Annotated in this window: 12 protein-coding genes; all 12 read right to left on the reverse strand. The window is 36.0% G+C overall.

Going from position 1 to position 12,611, the window contains the following annotated elements; all coding sequences use genetic code 11:
* Positions 1-87: 87 nt before the first annotated feature.
* The 12 genes from RNZ47_RS16080 to RNZ47_RS16135 all read right to left on the reverse strand — a co-directional run bounded on the left by RNZ47_RS16080 (position 88) and on the right by RNZ47_RS16135 (position 12,601).
* Positions 88-312, reverse strand: a complete 225-nt coding sequence (locus tag RNZ47_RS16080) for a YgaP family membrane protein (protein WP_311942865.1) — start codon at positions 310-312, stop codon at positions 88-90.
* A gap of 32 nt (positions 313-344) precedes the next feature.
* The gene (locus tag RNZ47_RS16085) at positions 345-650 is read right to left on the reverse strand and encodes a hypothetical protein (RefSeq protein ID WP_311942869.1); all 306 of its coding nucleotides are present in this window, start codon (positions 648-650) and stop codon (positions 345-347) included.
* A 91-nt stretch (positions 651-741) separates the two neighbouring features.
* Entirely contained in the window at positions 742-3,936 is a 3,195-nt protein-coding gene (locus tag RNZ47_RS16090; RefSeq protein ID WP_311942872.1) for an efflux RND transporter permease subunit, read from the reverse strand.
* Positions 3,937-4,175: 239 nt separating this feature from the next.
* Complete coding sequence (locus RNZ47_RS16095; RefSeq protein ID WP_311942878.1) at positions 4,176-5,252, reverse strand: efflux RND transporter periplasmic adaptor subunit; 1,077 nt, start codon at positions 5,250-5,252, stop codon at positions 4,176-4,178.
* A gap of 107 nt (positions 5,253-5,359) precedes the next feature.
* Positions 5,360-6,667 (reverse strand): TolC family protein, encoded by a 1,308-nt coding sequence (locus tag RNZ47_RS16100; RefSeq protein WP_311942882.1) that lies wholly within the window; start codon positions 6,665-6,667, stop codon positions 5,360-5,362.
* A 132-nt stretch (positions 6,668-6,799) separates the two neighbouring features.
* On the reverse strand, positions 6,800-7,921 hold the full coding sequence (locus tag RNZ47_RS16105) for an ABC transporter permease (protein WP_311942887.1): 1,122 nt from the start codon (positions 7,919-7,921) through the stop codon (positions 6,800-6,802).
* Entirely contained in the window at positions 7,921-9,027 is a 1,107-nt protein-coding gene (locus RNZ47_RS16110; protein ID WP_311942890.1) for an ABC transporter permease, read from the reverse strand. Before RNZ47_RS16110 ends, RNZ47_RS16105 begins: the two co-directional genes overlap by 1 nt.
* Positions 9,028-9,070: 43 nt before the next feature.
* Positions 9,071-9,457, reverse strand: coding sequence for a GxxExxY protein (locus RNZ47_RS16115; protein ID WP_311942892.1), 387 nt, complete (start codon positions 9,455-9,457; stop codon positions 9,071-9,073).
* A gap of 106 nt (positions 9,458-9,563) precedes the next feature.
* A complete protein-coding gene (locus tag RNZ47_RS16120) occupies positions 9,564-10,292 on the reverse strand; it encodes an ABC transporter ATP-binding protein (protein ID WP_311942895.1) in 729 nt (242 codons plus the stop codon).
* Positions 10,292-11,194 (reverse strand): ABC transporter ATP-binding protein, encoded by a 903-nt coding sequence (locus RNZ47_RS16125; RefSeq protein WP_311942898.1) that lies wholly within the window; start codon positions 11,192-11,194, stop codon positions 10,292-10,294. Before RNZ47_RS16125 ends, RNZ47_RS16120 begins: the two co-directional genes overlap by 1 nt.
* Positions 11,195-11,683 carry a hypothetical protein gene (locus RNZ47_RS16130; protein ID WP_311942902.1) on the reverse strand — a complete coding sequence of 163 codons (489 nt, stop codon included), beginning with the start codon at positions 11,681-11,683 and terminating at the stop codon, positions 11,195-11,197. It abuts the gene before it with no gap.
* Between the two features lie 12 nt (positions 11,684-11,695).
* Positions 11,696-12,601: an HlyD family secretion protein gene (locus tag RNZ47_RS16135; RefSeq protein WP_311942905.1), complete on the reverse strand. Its 906-nt coding sequence runs from the start codon at positions 12,599-12,601 to the stop codon at positions 11,696-11,698.
* Positions 12,602-12,611: the final 10 nt, after the last annotated feature.

Here is a 12,611-nt window from a genome sequence, read left to right on the forward strand (position 1 = left end):
TCAAACAGAGATGATGTTTTTTAAGACCTAACAGATTTTTGAAACCTGTTAGGTCTTATTAATTTATGGTTTCTAAAAAAACAAAGATTAACTTTCTTTCGAATTTGGCACGGCACAACTTGCAGGACCTTTTTTAATCCCTAATTTCATAAGAATAGTTTCCAACAAACACCATTTGGTGAAGGCCGACTGAATTAAATTCACGCCAATAAATACCGTAAACCACATCCAGTTTTGATTGACATAAAAGGTGAGTATTACACTTAATAATACCATTGTACCTACAATAACTCTAAAATATGTATTTAACATTTTAATTAATTTTTTAGGATTAAACTTTTACTTTATATAAATTTTTCAATAGGAACCACAACCGCTCTCACCGCATTATTGGTTTCTACATTCGAATTAAATTCTTGTATTAATTGGAATAAGGTATCAATGTTTTCGTCTTCTGTAAACGAGAAGAATAAACGGGATTCATTTCCAAACTTTTCGCTAGGAAACCAACTTGAAGCCATCATAACGGATGAACCATTTTTGTATCCATCAATATCGGAACTACTAAAGCTATGAATATTCGCTTTTTTGAAGAGTTTCAAAACCTCTTTTTGAAATTCCTCGACTGCTGTAACTATGACTAATTTCATTATTTCTATTTTTTATTTCCTGTAGATTTTTAGTTTTTTATAACCTACAAGGTTTTCAAAACCTTGCAGGTAATCTAAACCGAGAAAATGATTACTTATAATTCTTCTTTTCTATCATATAATAAACCAACGGCACAACCAACAGCGTTAACACCGTTGAAACAATAGTACCTCCCATTAACGAAATGGCTAAGCCTTGAAAAATGGGATCAAACAGAATCACGAAAGCACCTATAACAACTGTACCAGCCGTTAATAAAATAGGTGTTGTTCTCACAGCTCCGGCCTCAATGGCCGCTTGTTTTAATGGTACACCATCGGCAGTTCTTAAATTGATAAAGTCGATTAGTAATACCGAATTTCGAACCATAATTCCTGCTAAGGCAATCATGCCGATGAACGATGTTGCTGTAAAGAATGCGCCCATAATCCAGTGTCCTAAAATAATTCCGATTAAGGATAACGGTATGGCAACCATCATCACTATTGGTGCTTTAAAGTTTTGGAACCAACCAACAATTAAGATGTAAATCAAGATGATTGCACCTAAAAAGGCGATGCCTAAATCCCTAAAAACTTCCAGCGTAATTTGCCATTCACCATCCCATTTTACGGTATAATTATCTTCATAATCTGGCTGACCTAAATACATTTCGTTAAGCGCGTAGCCTGGTGGTAACGGAATGTCTTTCAACTTTTCTTCCATACCCAAAATAGCGTATGCAGGACTTTCCAACTCTCCAGCCATATCTGCCATCACATAAACCACGCGTTTCTGGTTTTTACGATAAATGCTTTTTGCTGCTGTAGTTTCACTAATGGTTACCAAATCTGCAATGGGAATCATACGGCCTTGATTCGATTTCACTTTCAATTGTGAAATATCAGAAATGGTTGATTTTTCCTTTTCGTCTAAAGCCAAAATCAATCCAATTTGACTCACAGCATCCTCATCATACAAATTGGTTATGGCCCTGTTTGATAATGCCATATTCATCGTATAGGCAATCTGTTGTGGTGCAACACCATACAGCATCGCTTTTTCTTTATTGATTTCGAACTGATACTCGGTTTGGTCGTCTTCAACCATCCAATCGATATCAACCACATCATCTGTATTTCTTAAAATATCTTGGATGTTATCGGCAATTCTAATTTGCTCGTCGTAATCAGGCCCGTAAACTTCAGCTACAATCGTAGATAAAACAGGAGGTCCCGGTGGCACTTCTACTAATTTTACATTTGCATTGTATTTGGCAGCAATCTTTTGAATATCTGGACGCAATAATTTAGCGATATCGTGACTTTGCGCTGAACGTTCTCCTTTACCAATTAAGTTCACTTGAATATCAGCCATATTGCTTCCCCCACGCAAATCGTAATGACGCACCAATCCGTTGAAGGTAATGGGCGCAGAGGTGCCCACATAGTTTTGGTAATTTACCACTTCTGGTCGTGTTGCTAAATATTGTGCAATTTCCTTGGCTACAACTCCAGTGCGCTCTAAGGTTGTGCCTTCTGGCATGTCAATAACCACTTGAAATTCATTTTTGTTATCAAACGGCAGCATTTTTACAGCTACCGAATTGGTGAAAAACAAGGCCATTGTGCCCATTAAGAGTACAAAGGTTCCCGCTAAAAACACATAACGTTTTGTCTTACTTTCTAAAAGTGGTCGTTCTAATTTGTTATAAATTCTATAGATTAAAGTGTCCTCTAAAGGTTTTTCTGCTTTCTTTTTTGCTTCTTTTTTGTCCTTTTCCCTCAAGAAAATTAAACCCAAATACGGTGTAATGGTCAAAGCCACAAATAGTGATAAAATCATCGCGATTGAAGCTCCAATGGGCATGGGTGCCATATAAGGTCCCATTAATCCTGAAACAAAAGCCATTGGTAAAACCGAAGCAATTACCGTAAATGTAGCCAAAATGGTTGGGTTGCCCACTTCGTTAATGGCATATAAGGCTGCCTGCTTAAATGGCAAGCGTTTCATTTTGAAATGCCTGTGCATATTTTCGGCAATAATGATGGAGTCATCAACAACGATTCCTGTTACGAAAACCAAAGCAAACAACGTGATTCGATTTAAGGTATAATCCATCAAGTAGTAGCTCAACAAGGTTAAAGCAAACGTAATTGGAACGGATAAAAACACCACCAATCCACCGCGCCAACCCATGGCCAACATCACCACAATAGTAACCGCAATGATGGAACCTATAAGGTGCAACAACAATTCGGATACTTTCTGCGAAGCCGTTTCCCCATAGTTTCTTGTGATTTCAACATGAACATCATCCGGAATTAAAGTGCTGCGTAAATGTTCTACCTTGTCGATAATCACTTCCGCAATTTTCATGGCATCGGCACCTTTTCGTTTGGCAACTGAAATGGTGACTGCCGGATATTCCGATTTATAATCCGCCGACTTTACACTTCCTTTGCCAAAACCTAAGCTCACATAATTTTGTGGCACTTCTGGTCCGTCAATAATTTTAGCAACTTGTTTTAAATAAATGGGCTGATTCTGTTGCACGCCAACTACCAAATTTTCAACATCGGTAACAGACTCTAAAAACTTTCCGGTGTTTATAAGGAACTCGGTATCGTTCTTAACAAAGCTTCCAGCGCTTAATTGGCTGTTATTCGCCTTAATCATTTCGGAAACCGACAAGAAATCCAATCCGCTTGCCGCCAATTTATCTTTATCTAAAACCACTCGTAATTGACGTTCGCGACCTCCAGTTTTATGCGTAATCGCAACATCGTTCACCTTTTTAATTTCGGCTTCCAACTCCTGTGCCATTTGGCTTAATTGAAAATCGTCATAATTTTCACTCCACAAAGTCAAGCCCAACATGGGCACATCGTCAATGGCACGTGTTTTCACCAACGGAAACGTAACGCCTTGAGGCATTTGGTCCATGTGTTTGTTAATTTCGTTGTATAATTTCACAAACGAGCGCTCAATATCTTCGCCAACATAAAACTGCACAATCACCATGCCTTGCTCTTTCATCGACGTAGAATACACGTATTCCACACCTTTGATATTGGATATTAATTGCTCTAATGGCTTAATCACGCGCGATTCCACTTCCGTAGGACTTGCTCCCGGATAACCCACAAAAATGTCTGCCATGGGCACATCAATTTGTGGCTCTTCTTCACGCGGAATTAAAAACGAACTATAAACGCCAACAACCATAAACACAATCATTAACAACACGGTTAACTTCGATTGCATAAAGATTTTGGCAATTTTTCCTGCGATACCTTCTTTCATTATTCTTATTATTTTTATCCATTTCCACGAAGGTGGAAATCCTTATTTTTTATTTTTGGGCGTTTTAACAGGCTATTCGCTACAATCTTTTTTTGCCATATATGGCAGCAAAAAAAGGATTTCCACTACTATCCTTAACGCGATACATCTTGTTTAATTTATTTTTTTAATACCTACAGGGTTTTTGAAACCTCGCAGGATATTGAATACTGCGACTGTGACTGCCAACTGAAGACTGCCTACTGAAGACTAACCTTAGCTCCATTGTAAAGCTTCCCTTCAGCCGAAACAATGTAAGCTTCATCCGTATTTAAACCCGATAATACTTCCACGTGGTCTCCATAAGTTCTACCCAAACGCAACCAGCGCAACAAAGCTGTATTGCTTTGGCTTACGGTGTAAACTCCCGATAATTGTCCGTTGGTTACAATGGCTTCCGTAGGAATTAAAATCATTTCAGATTTTGCTTTACGTTCCACATGAAACTGAACCGTTGTAAACATGCCAGACAAAATATTGGCATCTGTTTGCTCTAAATCTATTTTTACCAAATATTGTCCGCCGGTGTTTTTAGCTGATGTACTCACTTCGGTAACTTTTCCTTTTAAGGTTTGATTGATTGATTTTACTAAAACATCAACCGAAGTCCCTGTTTTAATGTCTGTAATTTCAGTTTCCGGTGCCATGGCCATCACTTCAAAATTCCCAGGTGTTTCTATACTAATTAAAGGCACGCCAGGATTTGCCATATTACCAGCTTCTGTGTTTCTGCTGGTTACGGTCCCGCTAAAAGGTGCTGTAATATTGCTGTAAGCAAATTGTGCGTTGATTTCGTTTTTCATTTGCTTTGCCGATTCCAATCGTGCTTTTGCCATTTCAAAATTGGCAGTCATATCATCCATTTCTTTTTGCGATGCACTATTGTCTGCAAACAAATTCTTGAAACGGTTATAATCTTTTTGTGCATTATCAAAAGCTACTGTTGCCTCGGCAATTCCTGCCCTTACTTGTGCTCTCTTAGCTTGTAAATCACTGTTGTTGATAGATACCAATAATTGTCCTTTACGTACTTTATCGCCAACATTAACATGAACTTTGTTAACATAACCCATAATTCTGGTGCTTAAATCTGCACTATTGACTGCTTGTATTTTTCCGCTTACAGATAAAAATGGACTATTGCTATTCGTTTCTACTTGATTTGTTTTTACCGTAATTGCTGGTGCATTATCCGCAACTGATTTTTTGTCTTCGTTACCACAACTCGCTAATAATAGCGCTACAGAAAATGTTAGGATTGTATATGTTTTTTTCATCGTTATTATTTTTTTATTTAAGACACTTCGACTGCGCTCAGTGTGACATTTTTATAATTAAGAAACTTTAGAAAACCGATCTTGATTCTATTGTCTTGTTTATCTTTTTATTCTATGGTTAAAAATTGTAAATACGCTTGAGAATAATTGTATTCAAATATGGTTTGATAATATTCTAATTGTTTTTGTGCGTATTGGGTTTCCGCCATTAACAAATCGGATGTTTTTTCTAATCCCTCTTTAAATCTGTTGGTGCGTATTCTTAAGGATTCTTCCGATTGTTCCAAAGCCAACTTGTTTAATTTCAATTTATTTTCAGCATCTATAAAAGCGCGTTTTGCTTTGTTCAACTCTAAATTACTTTGCGATACGTATTGTTGGTATTCTAGTTTGGATTGTTCCAATTCAGCTTTACTTTTTTGTGCTTTACCAAAACGTTTGGAGCCCTGAAAAATATTCCAGCTCAATTGCGCGCCAAATAAATACCCGTTGGCATCGTCTTGAAAGATTTGATCGTCGTACAACTCGTAACTACCAAAGGCATTCAATGTTGGTAAAAAAGCCATTTTATCTGCTTTGTTCATAGCTTCAAAAGCCTTACTTGCCAATTTCATGGCTTTAATATCCGATCGGTTTTCTGAAACGCTTTGGTCTTCCATTGTAAATGTGGCTACTTTCAATTCGTCTGACGGTTTGTAAATAACGTAGGTTTCATCATTCATTAAAAACGACAAATAATTGGATGCGTTTTGCACATTACTCTTTGCCGTTTGTAATTGGTTTTGAACTTCGGTTACCCGCACTTCAACATTTAAAACATCTGCTCGTTGCAGATAGCCTTGTTTAAAGCTGTTTTCTGCTAATTTTTTATTGGCATTGGCAGCATCCAAGGCTTTTTCTAAAACAATAACGGCTTTGTATGCCAATTGTAATTGCATATATGCTTTGTCAACTTCAAACGCTAAATAATCCTGTGTACGTTCGGTTTTTAAAGACATGGCTTCCATTTTTGATTTGGCCGCTTTACGTTGATACATACCATCTAAATTGATTAAAGGTTGCTGAATTTCCAATTTTGTTGCGTAGTTTTCAATCTGCGAAGGGTTATTCAATAAAGCAGGATTAAAATCGCTTTGCGTTAAAATCTCCTGATTCAATTTAGAACCAAAGGCCATTAACGGGTTTGTAGTGGCCATGGCTGTATGACTTAGGGTGATATTTGGCAAAAACACCGCATTGGTTTGTCTGTAATCTGCTCTGGCTTGTTTGAATTCTTCTTCTGAAATCTTAATACTTGAGTTGTTTTCGGATACTTTAACCAAGATTTCGTTTTTGGATATAGGTATTAATTCTTGTGCTTGAATTGAAACGCCGAATGACAAAAAAGTAAGTATTAAAACGTATGTTGTTTTCATTGTTATTTTATTTGATATTGCAAAAATAGGCCTAAGAAATCTGTTGGTCAGTAACAAAGGTTACCTTCAGAAATGAAGTGCTTGATTTATAATGAAATATTAATGGTCTTTTAGTTTAAAGAACAACCTTTATTAGGTCGTTTTTTTATAACTCCAAACTGCTAATCCATTCATTATTAAAGCATAAAGCAATGTCTTTGATAATTGCGGAAGAATATCCATAAAGCCAGAACCTTTCAACATTACCATACGCATCACTTCTACAAAGTATTTTATGGGGTTGAATTCTGTAATAATTTGAGCCCATTCTGGCATACTTTCAATTGGTGTGAACAAACCACTCATTAAAATAAAAATCACCGTAAAAAACCAAGCGATAAACATGGCTTGTTGTTGTGTTTCCGTAAAGTTTGAAATAAACAGACCAATTCCTAAAACCACCAAAATATAGATGGACGTGTAAACATACATAAGTGGCAAACTGCCAACCATAGGCACATCAAAAATGAGTTTGGCTATGATTAAACCTATGGTTAATAAGCCCATTCCTAAAACCCAAAACGGAAAGAGCTTCCCAATAATAAACTGGCTTTTCTTGATTGGTGTCACGTTGATTTGCTCTAAGGTGCCAATTTCCTTTTCTCTAACAATATTCATTCCCGATAAAAACAAGGTAATCATGGTAACTAATAGAACCAAGATACCTGGAACCATAAAGGTTTTATAATTGAGCGTTTCGTTGTACCAAAACAACGGAATGGTATCGATGTTGGATGCTTGTACGTGTTTATCCGAAGGCTGTAGTAAATCAACTTTTATTTGTTGATTAAACCGTTGAATAATTTGTGAAACATAAACGTTCATGACACCAGCGGCTGCACCATCAATCGCATTAATAGTCACACCTAAACGATTGTGCTTTTCGTTTTGTAAATCGCGTTCAAAATACTGTGGAATTTCTAAAACAACATCCACTTCACCTTTTAACATGGCTGAACTTGATAAGGCTTCCGAAGGAAAATCAGTTAAAACATCAAAATACGTTGAGGCATTAAATCTTTCTACTAATGCTCTAGATGTTGATGTATGGTCGTTATCGATATACCCAAATTTGATATTCTTGACCTCAAATGTCGCAGCATTGGATAAAATGACGAGTTGGAGTAGTGGTAACACAAAAATGATAGGAAGCATCCCTTTATTTCTAAAGATTTGTTTGAACTCCTTTTGTATGATGTATAAGATTGTTTTCATTACTCCAGTCTAATTTTATATTTCTTCACACTTAATGCAATAAAAAACACGGTCATGCCTAATAAAATCAGCGTTTCTTTCCATATAAATTGTATGCCTACGCCTTTTAGCGTGATGCCTTTAATAATGATGATAAACCATTTAGCAGGAATGATATTGCTAATCAATTGCAATGGTAAAGGCATACTGGAAATAGGGAAAATAAAACCAGACAATAGTATCACAGGAAGCATTAATCCCATCAAAGAAATCATCATTGCGGTTTGTTGAGTTGCTGAAATGGTTGAAATTAAAATCCCTAATGCTAATGCTGAAATGATAAACAAAATACTCTCCAATGCTAATAAAAACAGGCTTCCTTCAACAGGCATTTTAAAAATGAAAATGCTCAACATCACAATCACTACCGCATTGATAATGGAGAGGAAAATATATGGGAACACTTTACCGATAATGACCTGAAAAGGTTTTAGAGGCGATACCAAAAGTATTTCCATAGTCCCTAATTCCTTTTCTCTGGTAATAGAAATGGAAGTCATCATCGCAGAAACCAACATTAAAATAATGGTCATTACGCCAGGAACAAACATATACACGCTTTTTAATTCCGGATTATAAACCATGCGTGTTTCTGGAATGATTTGATAGACAATGGTAATATCTTTATTTAAACCTTTTTGATATTGTTGAAGTATAGCATTAACGTAATTACTAATAGTATTTGCGGTATTCGGATCTGTGGCATCGGTTATGATTTGAACCGTTGCTTTGTTGTCTTTAATCAGATTTCTACTGAAACCTTTCTCAAAATTTAAAACGGCTTTTACATGACCTTTTTGAAACACCGATTCGATATCGGCTTCTTTTTCAATGATTTGTTTGATACTGAAATATTTTGAAGCTGAAATTTTATTGATAATTTCTTTTGTGGTGGCGTCTTTTGAATGGTCTAAAATGGCAATATCTACATTATTGATTTCATTGGTAATGGCGAATCCGAATAGTAAAATTTGGGCAATTGGCATTCCGAAGAGAATAAACAACGAGCGTCTATCTCTAAAAATATGGTAGAATTCTTTTTTTATGAAGCCTATAAATCTTTTCATCTCTTATTACCGCAGATTTCGCTGATTACCGCAGATTTATGTTTTATAATCCGTTTACTTTTCTGAAAATTCCTTTTGTTATTTCATCTACATTAAAATTTACTAAAATGCCTAACTTCAATTCTGAAATCTTTAAATAAGTTAAAACTTGCTTATGATGTACTTTTGATAAAGTTTCTACAGATTTGATTTCTATAATCACTTTATTATTTACCAATAAATCTAATCTGAATCCTACTTCTAGCTTATGTCCATCATAATATACTGGCAATGGAACTTGGCTTTTTACGTCTAAACCTTGTTTTTGTAGCTCGAAACTTAAAACAGCTTCATAAACGGATTCTAATAAACCTGGACCTAATTCATTATAGACTTTAAATATAGCTCCTCTAATTAAGTAGGATATTTCATTTTCTGTTTTTTGTTCCATGATTTATTTTTTTAGTTTCCCGCAGATTACGCAGATAACCGCAGGTTTTTTTTAAAATTATTTGCCATTATTCTGCGCAAATCAGCGAAATCTGTGGGACATTTTTTCATCCTCTTGCCAGTTTTAAAAACACATCGTTCATATTTTCAGCCTTAAACTGTTCTTTTAGTTTTTTGGGTGTATCTAAAGCTTCTATTTTTCCGTTGACCATAATAGATACACGATCACAGTATTCCGCTTCGTCCATATAATGCGTGGTTACAAAAACCGTGGTACCTTGGTTGGCTGCTTTGTAAATCAATTCCCAAAACTGACGTCTGGTAATGGGATCAACGCCACCAGTTGGTTCATCTAAAAACACAATTTTGGGATCGTGAATCAAGGACACCGAAAAGGATAGTTTTTGTTTCCAACCCAATGGTAAAGCACCAACCAATTTATTAGCAACATTCTGCAAGCCTAATTCTTCAATCAAAGCATCCGATTTTTCTTTAATGCGTTTTCTTGATAAACCATAAATACCTCCAAAAAACGTAATGTTTTCCCTAACCGTTAAATCGTCATACAAGGCGAATTTCTGACTCATATAGCCAATATTCTTCTTAATGTCTTCTGCATTGGTATATACATCAAAACCAGCGACATTGGCATTGCCAGAAGTAGGATTTGAAATGCCAATAAGCATCTTCATTGCTGTGGTTTTTCCTGCGCCATTGGCTCCTAGAAACCCAAAGATTTCACCTTTTTCAACGTCAAATGTAATGGCGTTTACTGCTGTAAAATCACCAAACATTTTGGTTAATCCTTCTACTTGTATGACCTTGTTGTTGTTCATTATTTTGCCAATTCCATAAAGGTGTCTTCAATAGTGGCTATTGTTTTTTCAATGTGTATGTTTGATAAGTTTTTGCTTTCTAAGTATGCTTTTAAAAGGTCTGGATTAAAGTCTGTTCTATTATCGGTATAATGCACAAACTCGCCAAAAGGATACACGCTATGGTTGTGTTCATAGGCATTTAAGCTATTGATTAGTTGAAACATATTGTTAGCACGAACGTTATAAATTGGCTTAGGATAATGTTTTACAATCGCTTCAGGCGTGTCTATTTCCAAAATTTTTCCATCTTGAATCAGTGCAATTCTATCGCATAAAGCCGCTTCGTCCATATAAGGTGTCGAAACTAAAATGGTAATGCCTTTTTGTTGCAACCGTTTTAGCATCTCCCAAAATTCCTTTCGTGACACTGGGTCAACGCCTGTGGTGGGTTCATCTAAAAACAGCACTTTTGGTTTATGAATCAAGGCACAACTCAATGCGAGTTTTTGTTTCATTCCACCAGATAGTTTACCTGCGCGACGGTTTTTAAAAGGTTCTATTTGCACATAGATATCTTTTATTAAATCGTAGTTTTCTTCGACGGTTGTTCCAAAAATGGTTGCAAAAAAATCCAGATTTTCTTTAACGGTTAAATCTTGGTAGAGCGAAAATTTCCCAGGCATGTAGCCAACACTGTTTCTAATGCTTTTGTAATCTTCAACCACATCAAAACCAGCAACGGTTGCTGTGCCTTCATCTGCAAATAAAAGTGTGGTCAAAATCCTGAATAGTGTTGTTTTACCAGCACCATCAGGACCTATGAGACCAAAAAGCTCGCCTTTTTTTACTTCAAAAAAAATACTCTGTAAGGCTTTTACATTTTTATAAGATTTGCTGATATGGCTTACAGTAATACCCATTTATTTGAAATATTCTGAATAGGCATTGATGTTTTCTTCAATACTAGCTGTGATTTTCGAAGCATCTTCAACGGTTTCCACTTTTAAAAGCGCATCAATTTTTTCGATTAACGGATGTAGCCATACGTGCAAATTGTCGTGTGAAGGTCCTTTCATCGTGCAGTTTTTTACCACAAAATTTTTCTCATCATTCAATTGTTTTGCTAGTTGGTGATAGTCTTCCAGTGTACTTGCCGATTGTGTGTTGATTGTGTTTTGTAGCTTTTGTACGCCTTCATTTGTTGTGGCATCGGCTTGCCATTTTTCTCCATTGTTTTTTTGAATTTCGTTTATCCAAGCATTGGCATAAACATTTGAAGCCTCGTTGTCGTGCTGATTGCTGTGACTGTCAGTTGCATGCTCAACGGTTTCCGTTTTTGTGTCTTGGTTTTTGCTGTCTTTACAGCTTACTAACGCCAATAGGCTCAAGGTTAAAATTACATGTTTCATTGTTTTTGTTTTTTATTGATTATTATTTAAGTTATTTATCCATAATTCTGCGGGCATGCCAATTTTTAGGCTGCCATCGTTTTTTACATCTATTTTTACGGCATAAACCAGGGCAACCCGCTCTTCTTTGGTTTGAATGATTTTTGGCGTGAATTCGGCTTCCGAAGCAACCCAACTTATCATTCCTTTATAGGATTTCATGGTGTCTGCATCATCAATCTTTACAGAGACTTCTTGACCAATTTTTATATTTGCCAATTGGGTTTCACTCACATAAACTCGAAGTTGCATGGAGTTTAAATCGGCAATTTTATAGAGTGGCTTACCAAAAACAGTAATCTCGTTGGGTTCGGCATATTTGGTTAAAATCGTTCCGTTTATTGGGTTTATGATTTTACTTTTTTTAATTTGATCGTCAATTTGCTTAAGTTGCACGTCGATAGATTTCAATTCATTAACAACAGGTGCGTTTTGGATTTCCACACTTCTAATCTGATTTTTAATCACATCTATTTCACCCTCAATATCATCCAATTGCTTTTGCGTTCCAGCATGGTCTTTTATTAAATTTTCAACTCTGGTTTTATTGGTATTGGCTGTTTTCAATTTTGCGTCTAAAACGGATATCTGGGACAACACGCCTTTGGATTTTGAGCTAATCACAGCTTTGGAAACCATTAATTGCTCCCGTTTTAATGCCAATGGAATGGTATCGATATAACCAATAAATTGATCTTTTTTAAGAACATCACCTTCATTAACATCAAATTGCATGAGCTTTCCGTTATTTTCGGAAGAAATGGTGATTTCTGTGGCTTCAAAATTACCGTAACCATCTGCTTTATCGTTGCCGTTTCCACAGGAAAACACAGTGGTAGCCAATATGCTTATTCCTAAAATATAATTGTAGTTTTTCATTTTTAAATAG

Source organism: Hwangdonia seohaensis (assembly GCF_031932625.1).
Classification (GTDB): Bacteria; Bacteroidota; Bacteroidia; order Flavobacteriales; family Flavobacteriaceae; genus Hwangdonia; species Hwangdonia seohaensis.

Excerpts from the sequence above, each read along its gene's own strand:
- RNZ47_RS16105 (WP_311942887.1), bottom strand. The coding sequence starts at position 7,921 with ATGAAAACAATCTTATACATCATACAAAAGGAGTTCAAACAAATCTTT.
- RNZ47_RS16080 (WP_311942865.1), bottom strand. The coding sequence starts at position 312 with ATGTTAAATACATATTTTAGAGTTATTGTAGGTACAATGGTATTATTA.
- RNZ47_RS16095 (WP_311942878.1), bottom strand. The coding sequence starts at position 5,252 with ATGAAAAAAACATATACAATCCTAACATTTTCTGTAGCGCTATTATTA.
- RNZ47_RS16100 (WP_311942882.1), bottom strand. The coding sequence starts at position 6,667 with ATGAAAACAACATACGTTTTAATACTTACTTTTTTGTCATTCGGCGTT.
- RNZ47_RS16135 (WP_311942905.1), bottom strand. The coding sequence starts at position 12,601 with ATGAAAAACTACAATTATATTTTAGGAATAAGCATATTGGCTACCACT.
- RNZ47_RS16115 (WP_311942892.1), bottom strand. The coding sequence starts at position 9,457 with ATGGAACAAAAAACAGAAAATGAAATATCCTACTTAATTAGAGGAGCT.
- RNZ47_RS16090 (WP_311942872.1), bottom strand. The coding sequence starts at position 3,936 with ATGAAAGAAGGTATCGCAGGAAAAATTGCCAAAATCTTTATGCAATCG.
- RNZ47_RS16130 (WP_311942902.1), bottom strand. The coding sequence starts at position 11,683 with ATGAAACATGTAATTTTAACCTTGAGCCTATTGGCGTTAGTAAGCTGT.
- RNZ47_RS16125 (WP_311942898.1), bottom strand. The coding sequence starts at position 11,194 with ATGGGTATTACTGTAAGCCATATCAGCAAATCTTATAAAAATGTAAAA.
- RNZ47_RS16110 (WP_311942890.1), bottom strand. The coding sequence starts at position 9,027 with ATGAAAAGATTTATAGGCTTCATAAAAAAAGAATTCTACCATATTTTT.
- RNZ47_RS16120 (WP_311942895.1), bottom strand. The coding sequence starts at position 10,292 with ATGAACAACAACAAGGTCATACAAGTAGAAGGATTAACCAAAATGTTT.
- RNZ47_RS16085 (WP_311942869.1), bottom strand. The coding sequence starts at position 650 with ATGAAATTAGTCATAGTTACAGCAGTCGAGGAATTTCAAAAAGAGGTT.